Genomic DNA, 21,327 nt, shown 5'->3' with positions numbered 1-21,327 from the left:
GCGTCGTGCGGCGAATAATGGCATTAAACAATAGGCGGCTGACCCTAATACCGTTCAGTTAAGCGTCATTCCCGCGCAGGCGGGAATCCAGTGCGTTGAAATTTCTGGGTTCCCGCCTGCGCGGGAACGACCAATTCAAAGGTTTTTCCTCTTAACTGAACAGAATTGGGGGGGCGATTTATTGGTGACATCAGAGGTGACACCGATTGCCGCTGTACAGGTTATCGTCAGCCGCGAGGAACTCCATAGCGTATAGACTGCCTTAAGCCCATCTTTTTACGGAATCAAGTCATCACTCATGAAAACAGTCGTCAGAGCTTTCTTCAAAACACTTCGTGTCATTCTCGGCCCCTTCATGCTGCTCGGCGAATTCGTCACCCGGCCGAAGGGCATGTCGCGGCCAGCCGCGAGTCAGGCCGAGGTCGATCAGCAGTGCGCCAGCATCGTCCTCTATCAGTACAAGACCTGCCCGTTCTGCATCAAGGTGCGCCAGGAGATGCGGCGTCTGGCGCTCAACGTGCAAAAGCTGGATGCGCAACAACCGGGAGCCAATCGGGATGATCTGGTGAACGGTGGCGGCAAGGCAAAAGTGCCCTGCCTGAAAATCACCGATCCGGCCGGCAACACGCAGTGGCTGTACGAATCCGGCGAGATCATCAAGTATCTACGCAGCCGTTTTGCTGCCGCCTGACGTACCAGGCCGATATTGAACGGCCCGTTTTTCAGCGTGTTTTCCAGCCTGTTTGAGCAGTAGCCTCGGCTTCTTTCAAGTCAGGCTGCTGTTCTTCATTCACGCTAAAACCGCCAACTCATCCAATGCCGTGCGTCGCATTGTAATTGGCCAGTGCCTTGGCCTGCTGCCCGGTCGGTTTAGCCGGGTCACCCAGGCCAAATTCGACCTGCAGGGACGCCATGTTGGTGTCGATATACCCAATGACGCGGGACAGATTGTCCAGACGGTTATTAATGAAATTGCCGGCTGAGTTCAACAGCTCAGCCGACTTGGCGAAATTGGCGGTGAATTCGTGCATCGCGCCCATTGCAGCCGTCTTGTTGTTGGCCAGCGCGGCATCCAGCCGGGCGTTATTCACGGTCGCCAGCTTGGTCACCGGATCAATGCTCAGGCCGAGGTCAGCCATGCCGTGCAGCCCGTCCTTGGCGCCATTGAATGGATTGGCGATGCTCTGCTCCAGTTCCCACTGCGACACCTTGGCCGCCTGCGTGCCCGCCAGCATGCCGCCATCCTTCAACTCGCTGCCGAAGCGCTGCATCCAGCCATTGTAGGCATTGGCAAATGCCTGCACGCGGCCGCGGATATCCTCGCCGCCGGTCGATACATCGCTGCTGCCGAGCTTGATAGCCTCCTGCTGCAGTGTCGAAACGTAGGACTTCATATCGCCCATTTCGGACGCCTCGGCCTTGTAGGCGACGGCCTTGGCGTTGATGTCCGTCATCATTCGGTAGGCCGACTCCGGATCGAACAACGCCATGTTGCGCCCCGCCGCCGAAACGCCATTCGTGCCACTCATGCTGGCGGCGCTGCCCAGCAAGGCCTCCAGAGATGAAGTGCCCGCCGTGTTGCCGGCCCCGAGAATATCGGCGAAGTTCGCCCCGCCCGACGCCTTGCCAGAGCCCAGCGCGGACGAAACCAGCGAACCGACCGTTTGCGATTCAATACTGGCCATCTGCAACTTCAGCGCGGACGAGAAATCCACCGTTCCAGCCGAGCCGGCTACCGGCGTCGTTGCCTTGCCGCCCAGAAGTTTTGAGAAATCGAGACTGTTGCTGTTAATTCCATTGACCGACATAACGCCTCCAACTGTTTCGAAGGCCAAAGGCCCTCGCCCTGCTTCAAGTCTAATTACAAGCAACAATCACACCGCTCTTCCGCACGGTCTTGGGTCGTAGCGGCGCAAAGCAGAACCTCCCGGTCGGCCCGCTTGCAGCACAAGGAACCCCAAGGCAGCGGAACGTATCGGGCAGTACTTCAACGTTCAATGACAGACCAGAAACCAGCCGACACGTTCCCGGCAAGGCAGGTGATTTTTGACGGCTGAGCGGCAAGACCAGCCAAGGAGAAACTGGCCGTTTTTTGGCTGTTTTTGGCATCTGACCGAATGGTAGTAGCGAATAACAGTAGAGGCCTGACCCCCCGTTATTGCTGAATTACCTGTCTCGCAAGCGCTTCCGGCGCGCCGGGGTAAGGAAATTGCCGAAGATCCCCGGGTAGAGCTTGCCGCAGAGCACTTCGCAAAGCGCTGAAAGAAATCAAATGGAAGTGGGAAGCGGGCTGCCAGGTTGTGAATTGAAGCTGAGCACTTCAGCCCTCGGTCACAAAAAACAAGGGCCAGCGCAGATGCTCGCCGTCTGCTTCGAGGGTCACGCTGACTTCCCAGGTCATTCGGCTGACGGTGCAGATGGGCAGCGAGGTTTCTAGCCGGTAGCCGCCCTGGCCATCGGGTTCGAAGGGTTTGGCAGTGTTCGACATGACAACCTCGATGCCCCGTATGACGACTTCCAGTGGATGCAGGGTGGTGTTTTCACTGCGGGCTTCGATGACGAAGGGCTGGTTCGGACGAACCGGCCGGCCTGCGACGCGCAGTTCCAGCGTCCCGCCGCCGGGCAGGGCCAGGTGGCAGGTTTCGCGTTGCAGATCGCAGGTGGCTGCCGGCAGGTCGGTCACCGGGATGACCGGTGGCGGCCGGGTCAGCTTGTAGGTGACGACCAGCGCCAGCACGGTGAGCAGCAGGCCGACCAGATCGACCAGGCCGGCCCGTGGCGAGGGGGCGGGGATGGCGGGGTTCACCAGACGAAGAAGACCAGAACCCAGATGGTGCAGATCAGGCTGGGCGGCCAGAGCATGATCAGACCAGCTGCCAGTTGGCGCGCCTTGCCAGCGCCAGAACGGGCTACCAGCAGAAGGGCCAGCGTGACGCTGCCCAGCCAGCCGAGGGCGAGCAAGGTGCTGCGGAACCAGGGCAGCCAGCCGAGCCAGAAATGTTCTGCCTTGAGGTGGGTGACGGTGAGCATGGTCAGGCCGAGGATGACGCTGGCGGCGGCCATCGGCGCCAGGGCGATCGAGAAGCGCTGCCAGGTTAGTTGCGGCGTACGCAGCAGGCGGCTGGCGCTGGCCGTGCCGATGAGTAGCAGGCTGCCGATCAGGGCGCCGCCGAGCAGCAGGTAGGCAAGGATCAGGCTGCCGTCGAGCCAGGTAAACAGATCGTTGGCTTCCGGGTAATGGGTGAGCAGCCACCACGGCACGTCGTCGGAGAGCAGTGCGAAGTGGTCGTTCTCGACCAGCCATTCGGCCACAGCCAGCTTGATGTGCAGGAGCCACGGGCTGACTGTCCACTGGAAGGCAGCGGTAGCGACGCCGAGCACGCCGAAGAGCAGGGTGATGGCGTCGGCGGTCTTGGCTTCGTTATGCGGGTCGAGCACTTCGCTGAAGGGCGAGCGCCAGCTCAGGCTGACGGCATCGCGCTGCCCGGCGCAGCGGCCGCAGGCGTGGCATTCACCGGCGCTGGTCATGCGCCGCACATCGACCAGCGGGGCGCAATTGACCGGTTCGAACTCGCCTTCATGGCGATCCCAGGCGGCACGGTCGACCTTGTAGTGCATCGGCGCGATCTTGGCCAGCACGGCGAAAACGCCAGAGGCCGGGCACAGGTAGCGGCACCAGATGCGCTTTTCGCGGCCGTAGAGCAGGCCGATGACGACGGCGGCAACGGTCGAGCCGCCAAGCACCAGCAGCGCGGCTTGGGGGTATTCATAAACGCTGACCAGTTGGCCGTAAACCGTGGTGCCCACGAAGGCGATGAAGGGCCAGCCCGGCCATTTCAGCCAGCGCGGCAGGGCCTTGCCGCGGCCGTAGCGGCTGACCCGCTCGGAGATGAAGCCTTCCGGGCAGAACAGGCCGCACCAGACGCGGCCGAGGGTTACCGTGGCGATCATGACGCCCGGCCACCACAGGCCCCAGAAGCAGAACTGGGCGAACAGACGCAGGTTGTCCCAGATGTGCGCCTGATCCGGCGGCAGCGGCAGGAAGGCGGGAATGACGACAAGCACCGAATAGAAAACGACAATCAGCCATTGCACGGCGACGATAGCCCCGCGATGGCGGCGCAGCCACAGGCCGAGGCTTTCCAGTCGGCTGGCCGGCTTTTGCGGGTAGAACTTGAGGACTTGCTCAGCCACGGCCGGTTCTCCGCCAGGCAAACAGCACACCGGCCCAATAGCCGGCCCAGATCAGCAGTTCGGACAGGGCTGGGCGGGCGCGGTAGCCGGAGAAATCGGCGAACAGCTTGCCACCCTGGGTGGTGTCGTCGATCAGCAGCGAGCTGTCCCACACCGGGTCGAGCAGGGGGGGCAGATAGCCGGCGCCGACCAGACGGTCGAGGGCGGCGACGAGCAGGGCGGACGCGAGAATAAGCAGCAGGATGGACGACAAGCGGAGCAGCAGGGCGATGTTCAGCCTGGCCAGCGATTTTGCGGCCAGCCATGCGGTCAGCGTGGCGGCAGCCAGACCGGTGACGGTGCCGACGGCCAGCGCCTGCATTTCGCCGCCCTGGGCCAGGCCGTAGAGGAAGATGACCGTCTCGGCGCCTTCGCGGGCCACGGCCAGCGCAGCGACGACGGCGACGCCGAGATAGCCGGATTTTTCGGCCGCGGCAGAGAGATCGGCATGCAGCCGGGCCTTGATCATCCGGCCGTGCTTGCGCATCCACAACACCATCTGGGTAATCAGGCCGGCCGCGACGAAGAGGGTGGCGGTCTGGAAAATTTCCAGCGCCTCGCCGGTCAGCTCATCCTGCACCGAGAGCAGCGCCCAGCCGAGCAGCAGGGCCAGGCCGACGCCGGCACCGAGGCCGAGAAAGAGGGCGCGCTTGCCCTTGCCGGTGTTGTCATTGGCTTGCAGCCAGGCGAAAAGAATCCCGGCGATCAGGAAAGCTTCGAGGCTTTCCCGCCAAACGACAAAAAATGCGTTACCCATACTGTGTTCCTTGCTGGCTGGTTGATTTGGCTGGCTGGTAGGGGCAATGCGATTCAGTTAAGCGTTATTCCCGCAAAAGCGGGAATCCACCGATAGCCGATTGACTGGATTCCCGCTTTCGCGGGAATGACGAATTCAAGGGTTTTCCGCCTTAACTGAAGCGCATTGGGTTGGTAGCGAGACTTCATTTGGCGACGATTTTGGCCTGCCCCGTTTCCGGGTGGAAATCGTCGAAGAACTTGTAGGTGCCCGGTTTCATCGGGAAGAAAACCATGTTCCGGGTGACGCCGGGCGCCAGCACCAGTTCCTTCTTCAGTTCGATGCTCTCGAATTCCGCAGCGCCCGGCCCTTCGTTCTTGATTTCCAGGCGGAAGCGGGTGCTGGCCGGTACTTCCACAGTTGCCGGAATGATCTTGCCGTCCTTCATCAAGACCTTGAAGGTCGGCATGTCGTCGGCGATGGCCTGGCCGGCCATCAGCAACAGGGCGAGCGCCACGGAATGGAGAGCGTGTTTCATGGGTTTCCTCAGTAAGCGATGTTGGCGCGCAAGGCGAAGACCTTGACCGACTTGGCATCGGCATTGCCGCCGCCGTTGGTGACGACCTGGAAGTCAGGCGACAACTGGAACTGCGGCGACAGGTGATAGCGGTAGTAAATTTCCGCAACCTTCTCGGCACCCTGCGGCACGAAGTTGTAGGCCGACGTGGTTTGTGCATCGTCCAGCCATGCCGAAACGCCACCGTTCAGGGCATAGTAGTTGCGGTAGCCCTTGCCGGATTGCAGCCAGGCGCCGGCGATACCGATGGCGTCGGCGGCACGGCCCCAATAGCTGCCGTTGATCTCGGCACCGGCCGTGAGGGCCTGGTTGAACGGCAGTTCGCCCTTGATCAGCTTGCCGTAGCGGGCAAACAGCGTCACGCCGTCACCAATGCGCTGGTCGACGGAGACGCCAACGCCGGTGTGCTTGGTCTGGGTGCCGTCGAAGTCGGTGCCCTGGCTGCGGTTCCAGCCGTAGACACGGTAGTTGCCGAGCAGGCCGTCGAAGCGCAACTGCTTTTCAGCTTGCACCATGAGCAGCGGCGAGGACAGGCTGCGCTGGTAGTTGGAGCCGCGGTCGCCGGCGCCGAACAGGCCGATCGAGACGCGCCATGGCTGCGGCTTGTCGAACCAGTTCAGGTAGGAAGCAACGAAACCGGGCTGGAAACCATTGGCATCGACGCCCACTTCACCGCCGGCATCGAGCAAGGGGTTATGCACGAAAACCGAATTCAGGAACTGCTTGCCTTCGTCGCCGGCACCGGCGTTCTGGTCGAAGAAGCCGAAGATGTCCATCTTGCCGAAAGTCAGCTCCAGCGTTTCGCGGGAATAGGGCTTGAAGCCGAGGAAGGGCAGCGGGATCGCGGCTTGATACCAGGCCTGGCCGAGGATGGCGACCGAGTCGTCCGGGCTGGCGCCGGAGGCACGGAAGGCCAGGGCGTTCGGCGCACTGGCGAAGTGGCCGAGGTTGGAGAAGGCGGCGTTCAGGCCGAGACCCTGGCCCATGCGCAGGTGGGCGAACAGCTTGTGTTCGATGTCGCCAACCGGGGCGAGCGGCAGTTCAACCGACACGTCGGCGCGGTAGTTGAGTTGCGAGGTGCCGTTTTCCAGCCCATCGGGCAGACCGTAGGCCTTCTGGCCCACCGTCGCCAGCGAGGCACCGACCTTGATGCCTTCCAGGCCTTCGGCGATCCGGGCGGCCTTCTTCATTTCCAGGGCGTCCTTCTCGACGGCCTTCAGACGCACGGTCAGCTCCGGCTCGTACTGTGACATCCGCGGGCTATCGAGGCCGGCGGTGATGGCTTCGCTTTCACTCTTCAGTGTCTTGACCTGCTTTTCCAGGTCAGTGTTGCGAGTTTCGAGCTTCTTCTCGAGTTCGGCATTCCGCGCCTCCAGTTTCTCCAGCCGTTGCGTCAGCTTCTTGAGCAGATCGGCTTCCTTGGGGCCAGCCAGCGCAGGCAGGGCCAGCCCCGCCGCGACGAGCGCAGCGGTCAGTTGGGCGAGTTTCATGGCTTAGTACCCGCCCTTCTTGCCGATCCCGACGTAGGTGAATTCGTATTCGACTTCGAACGGCTTGAACCAGGGGCGAACGCCGGTGGCGCGGTCGGTATGGCGGCCGAAGTGGGCCTGCTTGTTTTCCGAGGGCGGCAGGATGGTGTACTTCACCTTGTATTTTCCCGGGCCGGCCAACTTGATGTTCTCGCCGTAGTGCGGGCCGTCGTTGGCAACCATCGGCATGAAATCGCCGGCCACCTTGTAGTCGCCGCCAATCTTGGAGACTTCGTATTTGACCAGCAGGTAGGGCATCCAGGCGCCTTCCTCGAAGCCGTTCGGGTTGTTGGCCAGGGCGTGGATGTCGGCCTCGATGTGGATATCCGATTCGGCGGCCTTGCGCATCATGCCTTCCGGTTCCATTTCGATGGGTTGCAGGTAAACAGCGGCGATTTCCATGCCGGCGCGCTGTTGCGGCACACCGATGGGGTATTCGAGGGCCAGGACCGGAGCGGCCAGCGCGGCACCCAGTGCCAGGGCGGAGATGAGTTTTTTGGTGGACAACATGGTGGAGCTCCCTGAAAAGTTTCTGGCTGGCTGGCCTTTCCCGCCGATTGATCGAATCTGGATGGCAGGGGCGACTGGCTGGCTTGAGGACGTTAGTTGGTTAAAAGGCTTGAAGACGGGCTGATGTTCTTGTTGTCGGGTCGCTGCTGATTAATTCGGGAATGACGAATATTTCAGCGTCTCCTTAATTGTTTTCGCTGCCTGGCTGGGTGACGAAACCGATCTTGGTCAGGCCGGCCCGGCGGGCGGCGCTCATCGTCTCGGCGACCGTCTCGTAGCGCGTGTTGCGGTCGGCCTTGAGGTGCATCTCGACGTTGGCGTCCTGGGCCACGGCCTCGCGGAACTTCTGCTCCAGGCCGTTGCGGTCCACCGTGTCGTTGCCGACGTAGATGAGGTTCTCGCCGGTGATCGACACCTGCAGCGTCATCGGCTTCTCCGGCGTCGGCGTACTGGCGGCACGCGGCAGGTCAACCTTGACTTGGTGCGTCATCAGCGGCGCGGTGATGATGAAGATGATCAACAGCACCAGCATCACGTCGACCAGTGGCGTCATGTTGATTTCCGCCGTCGGCATCTGGCTGCCCGGCGAATTGAAGGAACCCATGGCCATGTTATGCAACCTCGGCGGCAGCGCGGGCGCGCATCGGGTGGATCTGGGCGCTGTTGGCGACGAAGGGCTTGCCGACCGTGAAGAAGGCGTGCAGGTCGTGGGCGAAGGCGTCGAGATCGGCCAGCACGACGCGGTTGGCGCGGGTGAAGGCGTTGTAGGCGAAGACGGCGGGCAGCGCGACGGCGAGGCCGGCGGCGGTCATGATCAGCGCCTCGCCGACCGGGCCGGCGACCTTTTCCAGCGCCGCCTGGCCGGAGAGGCCGATGGCGACCAGGGCGTGGTAGATGCCCCACACTGTGCCGAACAGGCCGACGAAGGGGGCGGTGGCGCCGGTGGTGGCGAGCAGGGTCAGGCCGTTTTCCATGCCGGCCTGGGTCACCATCAGTTGCTGGCGGAGCGCGCGTTCCATCTGCTCGGCCGGGTCGAAGCGGGAGGCCAGGCGGCCGGTGACGGCTTCGCATTCATGATTGCAGCAGTTGGCCTGCTCGGCGAGCTGGGCGTAGGGGCTGTCCTCGCCGCTCTGGCGCAGCTTCTCGATACCCTCGCCAACGCTGGTCGCGGCCCAGAAGCCGGCCACTGCCTTGGCGGCGCGGCGGGTGCGATACCAGTCCCAGGCCTTGGCCAGGATCAAATACCAGCTGGCGATCGACATCGCGGCCAGGATGTAGGCGACGGTGTGCGAGACGAGGTCGCCGGCCGCCCACAGGTGGGCGAAGCCGAAGGCGTTTTGTGCGGTTTCCTGCATTGCTATTGCTCCAATTTGAAAATGATCGGGACGAGGACGAAGCTCTGGACGGCGATGTCGCCACGCTTGGCCGGGATGAACTTCCAGACACGGACGGTTTTCTGCGCCGCTTCGTCCAGACGCTGGCTGCCCGACGAGGTCTTGATCTCGACGCTTTCCGCCATCCCCTGCGGGCTGACGGAAACGCGCAGCACGACCTTGCCTTCCTCGCCCATGCGTCTCGACAGCGGTGGGTAGGGCGGGGCCGGATTTTTCAGGTAGTCGGCGTCGAAACGGGCCTGGACCATCGGCTCAGGCGCCGGCGGGGCGGGTGGGGCCGGCTTGACGTCGGGCGGTGTGGCGACCGGGGCGGCAGGTGCCGGCTGGGTGCTCTGCGTTGCCTCGATGACCGGAACGGGCTTTTGCGGGGTCGGACGGGTTTGCACCGGCTGTGGCTTGACGACCGGCAGGGGTTTGGCTTCGGGCGGTTTTTCCTGGGCCGGCTGGATCAGGTCGACGATCAGCGGCATTTCCATGATCTGCGGCGCCACGGTCTTGGCCGCCATGACGATCAGGATGACGCCGATGTGGGCGCCGACGACGATGCCCAGCAGGCCACCGCGACGGGTGGAGGAAGGACGGGAGAGGGCGTAGCTCATAAATTCTTGTTCGCTTGTCGCCCCAAAGTGCTGCAAAAAACCCTTGGCTTGCTGGCGTTCTGCTTGCTGGCTATGGGAACGAGAGGTTTACAACGGAGGGAAAACTATTTGGTCAGGATCAGCTTGTTTTCGCGGGTGACCCGCAGCAGGTAGCGCTGGCCGGCATGTTCGATCTCGACGGCCGAAGTGCCTTGCAGCAAGTCGCTGCTATGGACACGCGGCCGGTCATTGCCGGAAGCGGGGGGAGGGTTCTGACAGGGCAGATTTGGTGGCTGGTTCATGAAGGACTAACGCAAACGAGAATGGTTCGTATTATTTCGTTAATGAGAATTATTGTCAACAATGCTTTCGTCGATCAAGCTATCGCTGTCTGCCGGTGTGCCAAAATTGCCCAGTGCCCGGCCGAAGGCTGAAACCCCGCTGCCCCGGACGTAAACGCAGGGCTTGCCGGTGCGTTTGCATTGTTCCTTGACCCGCCAATAGGCGTTATGGCTGATGCATCCGGTCTGGCAGATGACCAGATCGGCCGCCGCCAGCACCCCGTCTATCCGATGCAGGCTTTCCTCCAGGCCGCCGTCGTGGTGCAGAAAACGGCCGCCGTGCCGTTCCACCGTATCGCGATACGCTTCGACGGCGCCAGCCCGTCCGCCTACGCAAAGTACGCATTTGCCGTCCAGCCGCTCGTTGCCCGGCGGAACGGCTGAGTTGTCGGCGTTGTCGGAGGAATCGGTGGAGGTGGGTTGCTCGGCATTTCTGAGTTTGATCTGCAGGCGTTCTATTTCAAGTTGCTGGTTGCGGCACTGGGCGGTCAGTGCCGTGGCTCTTGCTTCTGCATCGTCGGCTCGGCGGGCCAGCGTCTGGCGTTCCTTGAGCCTGGGCAGGCTGTCGCGCAAGGCGCCGAGCTGGGCGGAAAGATTGGCAATGCAGGCATCGCGGCCAGTTTGCTCAGCCCGCAACTCGACGATTCGTTCGCCCAGGAGGCGGGTTTCCAGTGCTTTTTCATGGCGAGCCGCTTCGGCTTCCCGGCGTACCCTTTCGATGAGTTGCCGCAACTCGGTGTTTTCTTCCCGAACCGCTTGCAGGGTCTTGAGATCGGTTCGCGTGCCGCTGCCTACCTGATGTTGAATCATGTGGATGTCGCCGTAAATTTCCTGCTCCAGCAGGGCGTCGCAGGCCGGATGCGTCCAAGCCGCCCACAGCGCAGCAGGAATCTCGGCACCGTTCTGCACGGCGCGCTGCCAGTTTTCGCGGACCTCTTCGGCGCATTTGGCGGCGGCATAGCGTTTGATGGTCAGGTGAAAGCGCTTTTCCAGCGTCTTGTGCAGCACTTCGGCGAGGCGGGTGCGCGTTTCGCAGGTGCCTACGGCCGTCGTATGCAGCACGAAATCGCTGGTATCGCGAGGCAGGTGCATTACCTTGTTCATCAGAGAACGCAGTTCGCTGGCCTGAAAACAGCTGCCTATCACCGGGCAATGAAATTTGTGGGGGATTTCCCACAACTTGCGGCGGCGTGAGCTCAATGGCGTGGCTGCCAGGCTTGATGCCGGGAACGGCGGGGCGTGATGCAGTTCGAGTGGTTCAGGGCGACGGCTGGCAAACGATCCACCGGCAACGTGGTAGGGGATTTCGGGCATGCTCGGACTCCAGGGGGAATTCGCTGGCTGGCTCGCCGGAAGCCCGGTTGGCTGGCAGGTTGAAGAATCAGCCCATCAGGCTGTCGGTGCGTGACTGGAGGCGAGCCAGGGCAGCGTCGCGTTCTCGGGCCAGACGTTCACATTCGTGGTGGGCGGCACAGAGCGTGCGGTCGAGAAACCAGACGCGCTGCGCGGCATCGCACAGTTCGTCGTTTTCCTGCTGCAATGTCATCAACTGCTGGCCGAGCCCGATGATCGCTTGCCCGGATTCCAGCTCATCGATTCGTTGCTGCAGGTTTCGATTGAGTTCGGCCAGCCGGAAGTTTTCGTTGGTCATGGCAACAATCCGGCAAGTGCTTGCGGTTGCCGTTCTTTTCTGAAATTGCCGAACTTCCCGCAAGCGCTGCTTCAGCGCGAAATTTTCAGCCAGCAAGTCGCTTTCGGTTGGTTGCTCGGCAGCATCATCGCGTTCGAGAATGCTCCGATCCTTAAGCGGCGCAAGCATGGCGGGGTTCCTGTCGAGTCAGACGGCTGCTGGCCCGCTCGCAGAGGCGGCGGGTATCGTCGTCGAGATCTTCGATTTCAATCAATTGCTCAAGCAGTCGGGCTGCATTCAGCGCCGAATGAACACAGCCGGTTTCTTCGTGAATCAGGAGCAGGCTAAGTGCGCCGGCCCAAAGGTGGCTTGATGGCATGGATTTCCTCCGGATCAGATGGGCGTCAAGGTGAAGAGCGCCCAGCCGAGCAGCAGGGCGGCAATCGAAACATGGGCCAGTAGCGAGTGCATGATGGTGTTTGGATTGTTGAGAACGATTCCTATCTTAAGGATATTTTGTAGGATGTAAACAAGAATAATTCTCAACAATGAAAATGGCACAAAAAAGCCACAGACTTGCCGTGGCTTTTTGCGGGAGAACGCTGGTTTAGCGGTCGCCGAACTTCTTTTTCTTGAAGCCGCCGCGATCGCCTTCAGGTTTGCGATCACCGCCTCCAAATTTGCGCTCGCCGCTGAACTTGCGTTCGCCGCCACCAGAACCGGCGCCATCCGGACGACCTTCATCCGGACGCAGGTTGATCGGCACGCCACGAATGCGGGTGCGCTTCAGGGCGTTCGAGGCTTCGCCCGGCATGCCGGCCGGCAGTTCAACGGTACTGGATTCGTCGTAAAGACCGATACGGCCGATGAAACGGCTTTCAATGCCGGCTTCGTTAGCGATAGCACCGACGATGTCGCGCACTTCGACGCCATGATCCCGACCCACGTCGATGCGGTAGCGCACCATGTCGCCAGCCGGAGCCGAACGGGCCGGGCGGTCTTCACGACGCGGCCGCTCGCCACGATCTTCGAAGCGCGGACGATCGCCGCGGTCTTCAAAACGCGGCTTGCGATCGCTTTCGCCAAAGCTGCCCGGACGGGGAGCCGGGGCCGGACGCGGATCTTCACCGGCGATCTGCAGCGGCTTGCCTTCCTGGGCCATCATGGCCAGCGCAGCAGCGACTTCCTCGGCGCTGACGTTTTGCTCTTCAGCAATTTGCGAGACGATGTTGGCGAAGAAATCCAGGCCTTCGGCGTTCAATACTTCAATTACCTTGCCCTTGAAGTCAGCGACGCGCTTGTTGGTCACATCGGCACGGCTCGGCAGGGTCAGCGGGGCAATCGGCGAACGGGTAGCGCGCTCAATGGTACGCAGCATGCGGATTTCACGCGGTGCGACGAACAGGATGGCATTGCCGGTGCGGCCAGCGCGGCCAGTACGGCCAATACGGTGCACGTAGGCTTCGGTGTCGTACGGAATGTCGTAGTTGACCACGTGGCTGACGCGCGGCACGTCGATGCCGCGAGCGGCGACGTCGGTCGCAATGACGATGTCCAGGGCACCAGACTTCAACTGCTCGATGACGCGTTCGCGCATCTGCTGGTTGAGGTCGCCGTTCAGGGCGGCGGCGGCGTAGCCACGGGCCGACAGTTTGTCGGCCAGTTCGACGGTCGCGGTCTTGGTGCGCACGAAGATGATGGCGGCGTCGAAATCTTCTTCAACTTCCAGAATGCGGGTCAGGGCGTCCAGCTTGTGCATGCCGGAAACCTGCCAGTAAACCTGACGGATGGCAGCCACAGTGGCGGTGGCCGACTTGATCTTGATTTCGCGCGGCTCGACCAGATACTTCTGGGCAACGCGGCGAATCTGTTCCGGCATGGTGGCCGAGAACAGGGCGGTCTGGTGCTGGGCCGGGGTGCGTTCGAGAATCCACTCGACGTCGTCGATGAAGCCCATGCGCAGCATTTCGTCGGCTTCGTCGAGAACCATGGTCTTCAGGTTGTCGAGGTTGAGTGTCTTGCGCTCGAGGTGGTCCATGACGCGACCCGGGGTGCCGACGATGATGTGGGCGCCGCGCGACAGTTGCTTGAGCTGGATGGTATAGCTCTGGCCGCCGTAGATCGGCAGCACGTGGAAGCCGGGCAGGTTCTTGGCGTAGCTTTGCAGCGCCTCGGCAACCTGGATGGCCAGCTCGCGCGTCGGCGTCAGGATCAGGGCTTGCGGCTTCATCAGCTTGACGTCGATCTGTTCCATCAGCGGCAGCGCAAACGCGGCGGTCTTGCCGGTGCCGGTCTGGGCCATGCCGATCAGGTCATGACCTTCGAGCAGAACAGGGATACATTGGGCCTGAATGGGCGACGGAGTTTCGTAGCCGATTTCAGTGAGAGTCTTGAGTAGGGTGTCGCTTAAACCGAGATCGGCAAAGCTTTCGACAGGTGTCGACATAGATGCTATTTCCTTTCCTCGCCGCCTTTGACGTTGTTATAACTGGCGACGGATTGGCCCGAAGGTCGGGCGGCCTGGGTGACCCCGACGCAGCCATGCCGGGGAATGAATCAATGGGGTGAATCCTGCACAAGAACCTGAAAGACCGGGGGCTGCTCGGAGTTACTGCGGGCGATGCATCAACGCATTGAGTTGATTATTCTACCTTTTTTTTGCCAATCCCGCCAGTTCATCCGGGCTGAATCCTGCTGAAATTCGGGCGGATTCGTTCATCGGGGCCTGTGGCCATGGGGCTTTGTAGTGGGTAAGGAGCTCGCGGTAAGTGCTTTCCGGTTCCAGGTTACGTTCGGCACAAAGGTGACGAAACCAGCGATCGCCAAGCCCGACATGGCCGATTTCATCGCGCAGAATGATGTCCAGTACGCGGGCACTTTGATGGTCGCCGGCCGCTTCCAGTTTTCTTTGGATGGGCGGTGTCGCATCCAGGCCGCGCGCTTCGAGCAGGCGGGGTACCAGCGCCATGCGGTCCAGGACGTCGTTTTCTGTCTTCTCGGCCATTTCCCAGAGTCCGGCGTGGGCGGGGAAGTCGCCATACTCATGCCCCAGCGACTGCAGGCGCTCTTGTAATAGCAGAAAGTGCTCGGCTTCTTCGGCGGCAACACCGATCCAGTCGGCGTAGTACTGCTCAGGCATGGTGCGGAAGCGGGCAGCGTGATCAAGGGCGAGGTTGATCGCGGTGAATTCAATATGCAGGATGGCGTGCAACAGGTGCGCTCGCCCTTCCGGCGTTTGCGGACTGCGCTGGAGCACCTCCTTGTGCGTTACCAGTGCTGGTCTGGCCGGGCGGCCGCAAAGCAGGGGGATTGGCGCTGTGTCTCGCCAATCCAATTTGCCGCTTTTCCACTCGGCAGCGATTTTCGTCGTCAATGCAATTTTCTCGGCGATGTCGGTCGCAGCGAGTGCCTCGGCAAGGCGTGGAAACAGCGCTTCGGTCATGGTGCAGGGTTGGTATAACGCAGGTGGATAGCGTCGATCTCGGCGAGAATTTCTGGCGACATCGGTGTCTGCGTGGCGGGGAGCGTTTCCGTCAGTTGCTCAAGTGATGAGGCGCCGATGATGGTGCTGGCAACAAACCAGCGCGATCGGGTGAACCCAAGTGCCAACTGGGTTGGTGTCAGATCGTTTTTTCTGGCCAGTTCTGCGTAAGCCTGAACGGCAGGGATAACGTTGGGTTTGGTATAGCGTTGTCCGAAGCTTGGCCATTGGGTCAGGCGGCCCGGTGCATCCGGTCTGTTCAAATATTTGCCGGTCAGGTGCCCGAAAGCGAGCGGCGAGTAGGCAAGTAGGCCGACTTGCTCGCGATGACAGACTTCGGCCAGTCCGGCTTCAAAGGTCCGGTTCAGCAGGCTGTAGGAATTTTGCGTCGACACGATATGCGGCAGGCCCAGTTCATCGGCCAGCCGGGTGAATTGCATGATGCCCCACGGATGCTCGTTCGAAACACCAATATGGCGGACCTTGCCTTCCCGCACGAGTTCGCCGAGTACTTCGAGTTGTTCGCGGATGGATGTGCCGTCGCGCTCCTTGTCCGGATCGAATTGCCATTGCCCGAACATCGGCTGGTTGCGCTCGGGCCAGTGCAGTTGATAGAGGTCGACGTAGTCCGTCTGCAGGCGCTGCAGAGAACCCTCGATGGCACCCCGGATATTGGCTCCGTCCATCGCTGGCGGACCGTTGCGAATCCAGTGCAGGTTGCGGCTGGGGCCGGCTACCTTGGTCGCGATCAGCACCTTGTCGCGGGCTTGTCCCTTCAACCAGTGGCCAACGATGGTTTCCGAGGCGCCACAGGTTTCCGCGCGTGGCGGGACGGCGTACATCTCGGCGGTGTCGATGAAATTGATGCCATTGGCCAGTGCAAAGTCGAGTTGGGCGTGCGCATCGCTCTCGCTGGTCTGTTCGCCGAAGGTCATGGTGCCAAGGCAGACTTCGGGAACTTGAAAGTTGTTGCGCCCAAGCGGCTTTTTTTGGAAAGGGGTCATGGGAAGTCTCCGAAATGAATCATGGTTGTCCGCCGAGAACGCCATATATGAGTATGTGGCGTTCCAGAATTGCATCGTAGCCCGCCGGGACGATGGCCAGTTGGTGCTGGTCCGGATCTGTGGCGCGAGTTTCCACCCAGGCCCGAGCCGCTGCGTACGCCGCGTCAAAGCTCTCGAAAAGCGCCTGGAGTCCGGATGATCTTACCGGAAGAAAATCACCGGATTGCCGATCCAGCAAGCGATCGGTATCGAGCATCTGTACCGCATAGCCAGCGGGCGGGCGCGGCAATGGCAATGCGCCAATTTCGAAACGATCGCCGAAGGCATCGGGTGAGAATGAAAAATCTGTCATTGGTCAATTTTAGCGGGAAGAAGTTCCTTCATCAGCGATCCAGGGATGAGCCCATTCAGGCTGCGTGCTAGAATCAACCTCTGTAACAATAACTTCACGGAACTGTCATGTTTGGTCGTTTGATGCCAAAAGAAGGCAAGTATTTTGACCTTTTCAACTCGCATGCGGATTTGATCGCTCAAGGAGGGAAGGCCCTGTCCAACCTGATCGCTGCCTTGGTAGATCAGCCGGAACTGGCGGCCAAATTTGCTGAAGAGGTTGATGAACTTGAACGCAAGGCAGATGCAATTACCCACGACACGCTGTCACAACTCCACACATCCTTCATCACGCCGTTCGACCGAGATGAAATCCATCAGTTGATCAATGGCATGGATGACATCCTGGACATCATGCAGGATGTGGCTGAATCAATTTCGCTTTACGATATTCGTCGGGTTCCGCAGGACGCCAAGGCAATGGCCGTAGTTACCGAGAACTGCTGCGTTTGCGTTCAGTCGGTCGTCAAACTCCTGCACAGCATGGATAACGCCCCGGCAATTCTCAAGCTCTGCCACCAAATCGATGCACTCGAGTCTGAGGCCGATCGCTCCTTGCGTGGTGCTATGTCCAAAATCTTCCGCGAAGAGCCGGATGTGCGTGAGGTCATCAAGCTCAAGGAAATTTACGAACTGCTCGAGTCAGTGACCGATCGCTGCAAGGATGTGGCCGGGACTGTTGAGGCCATCGTTCTAGAAAACTCCTGAGCGGGTAGCTCGGAATGGACTCCCTTAATATCAGCCTCGGGGTCGTCATTACCCTGGTCATTGTTGCCTTGCTGTTCGATTTCATGAACGGTTTCCACGATGCGGCTAATTCAATTGCGACTATTGTCTCAACCCGGGTTCTTAAACCGCATCAAGCCGTCATCTGGGCTGCGGTATTCAATTTTCTCGCCTATTTCCTGTTTCCGCTCAAGGTAGCCTTGACCATCGGCAAGGGCACCATCGATCCGTCGATTGTCGATCATTACATTATCTTCGGAGCGTTGATCGGCGCCATCGTCTGGAACATCATTACTTGGTATTACGGCATTCCGTCATCTTCGTCTCACGCCTTGGTCGGTGGCTTGGTCGGCGCTGCCGTCGCCAAAGCAGGCTTTGGCGGCCTGGTATCGGCTGGCGTTTTGAAGATCATCGCGTTCATCTTCGTGGCTCCGCTTCTCGGCTTCGTGATCGGTGGTGCCTTGATGGTGATCATTTCGTGGATCTGTCGAAACATGGCGCCACGCAAGGTCGATAAACACTTCCGGCGTTTCCAGTTATTGTCTGCTGCGGCCTATAGCCTTGGGCACGGTGGCAATGATGCACAAAAAACCGTCGGCATCATCTGGATGTTGCTGATTGCCGCGGGTATATCCAAGACCACTGATGCCATTCCGGGTTGGATTGTGCTCTCGTGTTACACAGCGATGGGTCTCGGAACCATGTTTGGCGGCTGGCGTATTGTGAAGACCATGGGCAACCGCATCACCAAACTTAACCAAGCCCGTGGCTTCAGTGCCAATACCGGCGGTGCCATTACCCTGTTTCTCGCAACGGCCTTCGGTATTCCTGTTTCCACCACCCATACCATCACCGGCGCGATTGCCGGAGTTGGTTCGACGCGCGGTGCTCGTCGAGTCCGTTGGGGGGTGGCAGGTGGTATCGTTTGGGCGTGGATTCTGACCATTCCCTGCAGTGCTGCGATGGCAGCATTGGCTTGGTACGTCGGTACCTTGATTCTCTGACCTTCAGGATCATCGCTTTTGCGCTCCTGCTGGCGATGCTGGCAGGAAGCGTATGGTGCTTTACCATCCTCTGGGAGTTGGCAATTGCCTGCTTACTCGGCAGTGTTTACTGGATTTTTTTTCGCCTACCTCCGGGCAATCGCTAGGCGGGAATATCTGGTACCAGCATCTCCTCCAATTGCAGAATGCGGTCTTTCAACAGTAGTTTGCGTTTTTTCAGGCGTCGAATCAGCAAGTCGTCCGGCGGTGGATTCTCGATCAGGTGAGTGATCACCAGATCAAGGTCGCGGTGCTCAATCTGCAATTCATGCAGCTGGGTACGGATATCGCTGATTTCTGCTCCGCTCAGCGGGTGAAGTGACATTGACAACTCCTGACAGCTTCTGTTGTTTTGCTAGAATACCTTGAACAGATCAACGGAGGAGAGAGAAATGCAGCACCATGTAATCGTCTCGTTCGGCAAAGAAAAAGAATTCGAATTCAAGTTTCCCGCCGGGGCTGCGCCTGAAGAAGCGCGCAAGTGGTTCGACCATGAATTTACAGTGCTGGAATGCGATGTGGCTACCCCGACCGGCAAAATCCTTGCCGTTGATCGCATTCTGAGCGTCGCAAAATATGCAGGGGAAAACCGATTTCGCGATCAGCGAATCTGGGCCGAGCAATTTGCCAAATATACGGCGGCCCTTCTAGGTCGCGAACTGATTCGGATTGATGTCGAGCATTACAGTATCGGCTACTAATGAATAAAGCGTTTGTACGGGAGGCTGATGGCGATGACGACGAAGAGCTTGAGCCGTCACTAAAGCTTCCTGCGGGAACGCGAAACTACATTACGCCGGCCGGACATGATCGGCTGAAGAGTGAACTTGAGCACCTCGTCAAAAGGGAGCGCCCACATGTGGTTGAGATTGTCTCGTGGGCCGCATCAAATGGTGACCGCTCCGAAAATGGCGACTATATATATGGTAAGCGGCGATTACGTGAGATAGATCGCCGCATTCGCTTCCTGACTAAGCGTCTCGATGTGGCTGAAGTGATTGACCCTCTGCGTCAGGGTGGTAACGATCAGATATTTTTTGGCGCCACAGTAACAATTGCTGACGCAAACGGCATTGCAAATACCTACACGATCGTTGGTGTAGATGAAACCAATGTATCCAAAGGGCGCATCAGTTGGATATCTCCTTTGGCGCGAGCCCTTATAAAAGCTCGGGAAGGTGATTCGATCCGCTTTCAAAGTCCTGTTGGTGTCCGGGAAATAGATATTCTTGAAGTTCGTTATGAGGCAATAGCCTGATTTTGTTGGAGAGGCGAGTTTTGTTGGTGTTATTTTTGTAAAGGTGTTGACGGTGGGTTTTGGTTCTATATAATGCGCACCTCTTCTGCAGCGCCGGGTTTTTTCGGCGGGGTGGAAGAGTCAGGCGAAGCAAGAAATTTTGCTGAAGTGCTTGACGGGGTGAGGGGTTTGCTTCATAATCTTGCCTCTCTGCTGCTGACGGACTTCTGGTTTGGCGCGGTGGAATTGATCTTTAACAAATTGGACAACCGATAAGTGTGGGTGTCTTGATGCGAAGTGACTTTGGTCACAAAAAAGCATTAAAGGCAAACGCACTGAAGTAAGGATGGAGAAATCCATTCAGGTAGAGCAATCTACCGTCAGTGAGAATGCGAGTTATATTGTTGGATTAAACTGAAGAGTTTGATCCTGGCTCAGATTGAACGCTGGCGGCATGCCTTACACATGCAAGTCGAACGGCAGCACGGGAGCAATCCTGGTGGCGAGTGGCGAACGGGTGAGTAATATATCGGAACGTACCTTTCAGTGGGGGATAACGTAGCGAAAGTTACGCTAATACCGCATATTCTGTGAGCAGGAAAGCAGGGGATCTTAGGACCTTGCGCTGATTGAGCGGCCGATATCAGATTAGCTAGTTGGTGAGGTAAAGGCTCACCAAGGCGACGATCTGTAGCGGGTCTGAGAGGATGATCCGCCACACTGGAACTGAGACACGGTCCAGACTCCTACGGGAGGCAGCAGTGGGGAATTTTGGACAATGGGGGCAACCCTGATCCAGCCATGCCGCGTGAGTGAAGAAGGCCTTCGGGTTGTAAAGCTCTTTCAGCCGGGAAGAAAACGCATGGGTTAATACCCTGTGTGGATGACGGTACCGGAATAAGAAGCACCGGCTAACTACGTGCCAGCAGCCGCGGTAATACGTAGGGTGCGAGCGTTAATCGGAATTACTGGGCGTAAAGCGTGCGCAGGCGGTTTTGTAAGACAGGCGTGAAATCCCCGGGCTCAACCTGGGAACTGCGTTTGTGACTGCAAGGCTAGAGTATGGCAGAGGGGGGTGGAATTCCACGTGTAGCAGTGAAATGCGTAGAGATGTGGAGGAACACCGATGGCGAAGGCAGCCCCCTGGGCCAATACTGACGCTCATGCACGAAAGCGTGGGTAGCAAACAGGATTAGATACCCTGGTAGTCCACGCCCTAAACGATGTCAACTAGGTGTTGGGTGGGTAAAACCATTTAGTACCGGAGCTAACGCGTGAAGTTGACCGCCTGGGGAGTACGGCCGCAAGGTTAAAACTCAAAGGAATTGACGGGGACCCGCACAAGCGGTGGATGATGTGGATTAATTCGATGCAACGCGAAAAACCTTACCTACCCTTGACATGTCCAGAAGCCCTTAGAGATTTGGGTGTGCCCGAAAGGGAGCTGGAACACAGGTGCTGCATGGCTGTCGTCAGCTCGTGTCGTGAGATGTTGGGTTAAGTCCCGCAACGAGCGCAACCCTTGTCGTTAATTGCCATCATTTAGTTGGGCACTTTAACGAGACTGCCGGTGACAAACCGGAGGAAGGTGGGGATGACGTCAAGTCCTCATGGCCCTTATGGGTAGGGCTTCACACGTCATACAATGGTCGGTACAAAGGGTCGCCAACCCGCGAGGGGGAGCCAATCCCAGAAAGCCGATCGTAGTCCGGATCGTAGGCTGCAACTCGCCTGCGTGAAGTCGGAATCGCTAGTAATCGTGGATCAGCATGTCACGGTGAATACGTTCCCGGGTCTTGTACACACCGCCCGTCACACCATGGGAGCGGGTTCCGCCAGAAGTAGGTAGCCTAACCGCAAGGGGGGCGCTTACCACGGCGGGGTTCGTGACTGGGGTGAAGTCGTAACAAGGTAGCCG

General features: G+C 59.4%; 26 protein-coding genes and 1 rRNA gene (1 of these 27 only partly in view). 7 read left to right on the top strand and 20 right to left on the bottom strand.

Annotated features, from left to right (window positions below):
* Positions 1-298: 298 nt before the first annotated feature.
* A complete protein-coding gene (locus KI617_RS13770) occupies positions 299-691 on the top strand; it encodes a glutathione S-transferase N-terminal domain-containing protein (RefSeq protein WP_226447156.1) in 393 nt (130 codons plus the stop codon).
* Between the two features lie 118 nt (positions 692-809).
* Here KI617_RS13770 and fliD read toward each other — a convergent pair whose 3' ends face one another.
* The 19 genes from fliD to KI617_RS13675 form a co-directional block, all read right to left on the bottom strand.
* Entirely contained in the window at positions 810-1,808 is a 999-nt protein-coding gene (gene fliD / locus KI617_RS13765) for a flagellar filament capping protein FliD (RefSeq protein WP_226447154.1), read from the bottom strand.
* 512 nt (positions 1,809-2,320) lie between these two features.
* Positions 2,321-2,806 (bottom strand): hypothetical protein, encoded by a 486-nt coding sequence (locus KI617_RS13760; RefSeq protein ID WP_226447152.1) that lies wholly within the window; start codon positions 2,804-2,806, stop codon positions 2,321-2,323.
* Positions 2,803-4,194 carry a 4Fe-4S binding protein gene (locus KI617_RS13755; protein ID WP_226447150.1) on the bottom strand — a complete coding sequence of 464 codons (1,392 nt, stop codon included), beginning with the start codon at positions 4,192-4,194 and terminating at the stop codon, positions 2,803-2,805. Before KI617_RS13755 ends, KI617_RS13760 begins: the two co-directional genes overlap by 4 nt.
* The gene (locus tag KI617_RS13750; protein WP_226447148.1) at positions 4,187-4,990 is read right to left on the bottom strand and encodes an FTR1 family iron permease; all 804 of its coding nucleotides are present in this window, start codon (positions 4,988-4,990) and stop codon (positions 4,187-4,189) included. Before KI617_RS13750 ends, KI617_RS13755 begins: the two co-directional genes overlap by 8 nt.
* A gap of 184 nt (positions 4,991-5,174) precedes the next feature.
* Positions 5,175-5,507 (bottom strand): cupredoxin domain-containing protein, encoded by a 333-nt coding sequence (locus tag KI617_RS13745; protein WP_226447146.1) that lies wholly within the window; start codon positions 5,505-5,507, stop codon positions 5,175-5,177.
* Positions 5,508-5,515: 8 nt separating this feature from the next.
* On the bottom strand, positions 5,516-7,036 hold the full coding sequence (locus KI617_RS13740; protein ID WP_226447144.1) for a carbohydrate porin: 1,521 nt from the start codon (positions 7,034-7,036) through the stop codon (positions 5,516-5,518).
* Between the two features lie 3 nt (positions 7,037-7,039).
* A complete protein-coding gene (locus tag KI617_RS13735; protein WP_226447142.1) occupies positions 7,040-7,585 on the bottom strand; it encodes an iron transporter in 546 nt (181 codons plus the stop codon).
* Between the two features lie 184 nt (positions 7,586-7,769).
* Positions 7,770-8,195 (bottom strand): ExbD/TolR family protein, encoded by a 426-nt coding sequence (locus tag KI617_RS13730; RefSeq protein ID WP_226447140.1) that lies wholly within the window; start codon positions 8,193-8,195, stop codon positions 7,770-7,772.
* A 1-nt stretch (position 8,196) separates the two neighbouring features.
* Complete coding sequence (locus KI617_RS20455; RefSeq protein WP_319004113.1) at positions 8,197-8,940, bottom strand: MotA/TolQ/ExbB proton channel family protein; 744 nt, start codon at positions 8,938-8,940, stop codon at positions 8,197-8,199.
* 2 nt (positions 8,941-8,942) lie between these two features.
* A complete protein-coding gene (locus KI617_RS13720; protein ID WP_226447138.1) occupies positions 8,943-9,578 on the bottom strand; it encodes an energy transducer TonB in 636 nt (211 codons plus the stop codon).
* A gap of 104 nt (positions 9,579-9,682) precedes the next feature.
* A complete protein-coding gene (gene hemP, locus KI617_RS13715; protein WP_226447136.1) occupies positions 9,683-9,859 on the bottom strand; it encodes a hemin uptake protein HemP in 177 nt (58 codons plus the stop codon).
* 39 nt (positions 9,860-9,898) lie between these two features.
* A complete protein-coding gene (locus tag KI617_RS13710; protein WP_226447134.1) occupies positions 9,899-11,212 on the bottom strand; it encodes a DUF2325 domain-containing protein in 1,314 nt (437 codons plus the stop codon).
* A 67-nt stretch (positions 11,213-11,279) separates the two neighbouring features.
* Positions 11,280-11,717 carry a hypothetical protein gene (locus KI617_RS13705; protein WP_226447132.1) on the bottom strand — a complete coding sequence of 146 codons (438 nt, stop codon included), beginning with the start codon at positions 11,715-11,717 and terminating at the stop codon, positions 11,280-11,282.
* Positions 11,701-11,907, bottom strand: a complete 207-nt coding sequence (locus KI617_RS13700) for a hypothetical protein (RefSeq protein ID WP_226447130.1) — start codon at positions 11,905-11,907, stop codon at positions 11,701-11,703. The genes KI617_RS13705 and KI617_RS13700 overlap by 17 nt, the downstream gene beginning before the upstream one ends.
* Positions 11,908-11,921: 14 nt before the next feature.
* On the bottom strand, positions 11,922-12,197 hold the full coding sequence (locus KI617_RS13695; protein WP_226447128.1) for a hypothetical protein: 276 nt from the start codon (positions 12,195-12,197) through the stop codon (positions 11,922-11,924).
* Entirely contained in the window at positions 12,136-13,974 is a 1,839-nt protein-coding gene (locus tag KI617_RS13690) for a DEAD/DEAH box helicase (RefSeq protein WP_226447127.1), read from the bottom strand. The genes KI617_RS13695 and KI617_RS13690 overlap by 62 nt, the downstream gene beginning before the upstream one ends.
* A 201-nt stretch (positions 13,975-14,175) precedes the next feature.
* Positions 14,176-14,970 carry a ferritin-like domain-containing protein gene (locus KI617_RS13685; RefSeq protein WP_226447125.1) on the bottom strand — a complete coding sequence of 265 codons (795 nt, stop codon included), beginning with the start codon at positions 14,968-14,970 and terminating at the stop codon, positions 14,176-14,178.
* Positions 14,967-16,013: an aldo/keto reductase gene (locus KI617_RS13680; protein WP_226447123.1), complete on the bottom strand. Its 1,047-nt coding sequence runs from the start codon at positions 16,011-16,013 to the stop codon at positions 14,967-14,969. Before KI617_RS13680 ends, KI617_RS13685 begins: the two co-directional genes overlap by 4 nt.
* A gap of 19 nt (positions 16,014-16,032) precedes the next feature.
* Positions 16,033-16,365 carry a hypothetical protein gene (locus KI617_RS13675; protein WP_226447121.1) on the bottom strand — a complete coding sequence of 111 codons (333 nt, stop codon included), beginning with the start codon at positions 16,363-16,365 and terminating at the stop codon, positions 16,033-16,035.
* 107 nt (positions 16,366-16,472) lie between these two features.
* Between KI617_RS13675 and KI617_RS13670 the strand changes: the two genes are divergently transcribed.
* Entirely contained in the window at positions 16,473-17,111 is a 639-nt protein-coding gene (locus KI617_RS13670) for a DUF47 domain-containing protein (protein WP_226447119.1), read from the top strand.
* Between the two features lie 14 nt (positions 17,112-17,125).
* Positions 17,126-18,133 carry an inorganic phosphate transporter gene (locus tag KI617_RS13665; RefSeq protein WP_226447117.1) on the top strand — a complete coding sequence of 336 codons (1,008 nt, stop codon included), beginning with the start codon at positions 17,126-17,128 and terminating at the stop codon, positions 18,131-18,133.
* Positions 18,134-18,275: 142 nt separating this feature from the next.
* Here KI617_RS13665 and KI617_RS13660 read toward each other — a convergent pair whose 3' ends face one another.
* A complete protein-coding gene (locus KI617_RS13660; RefSeq protein ID WP_226447116.1) occupies positions 18,276-18,497 on the bottom strand; it encodes a DUF465 domain-containing protein in 222 nt (73 codons plus the stop codon).
* 40 nt (positions 18,498-18,537) lie between these two features.
* Here KI617_RS13660 and KI617_RS13655 point away from each other — a divergent pair, with 40 nt between their 5' ends.
* The 4 genes from KI617_RS13655 to KI617_RS13640 form a co-directional block, all read left to right on the top strand.
* Positions 18,538-18,873 carry a hypothetical protein gene (locus KI617_RS13655; RefSeq protein ID WP_226447115.1) on the top strand — a complete coding sequence of 112 codons (336 nt, stop codon included), beginning with the start codon at positions 18,538-18,540 and terminating at the stop codon, positions 18,871-18,873.
* Positions 18,873-19,430 (top strand): transcription elongation factor GreB, encoded by a 558-nt coding sequence (gene greB / locus KI617_RS13650; protein ID WP_226447114.1) that lies wholly within the window; start codon positions 18,873-18,875, stop codon positions 19,428-19,430. Before KI617_RS13655 ends, greB begins: the two co-directional genes overlap by 1 nt.
* A gap of 72 nt (positions 19,431-19,502) precedes the next feature.
* Complete coding sequence (locus tag KI617_RS13645; RefSeq protein ID WP_226447113.1) at positions 19,503-19,685, top strand: hypothetical protein; 183 nt, start codon at positions 19,503-19,505, stop codon at positions 19,683-19,685.
* Positions 19,686-19,820: 135 nt separating this feature from the next.
* Positions 19,821-21,327, top strand: a 16S ribosomal RNA gene (locus tag KI617_RS13640) (it continues 31 nt past the right edge of the window).

Source organism: Ferribacterium limneticum (genome assembly GCF_020510625.1).
Lineage (GTDB): Bacteria > Pseudomonadota > Gammaproteobacteria > Burkholderiales > Rhodocyclaceae > Azonexus > Azonexus limneticus_A.
The sequence above is the reverse complement of the archived record's forward strand: the minus strand, read 5'-3'. Positions and strand labels throughout refer to the sequence as shown.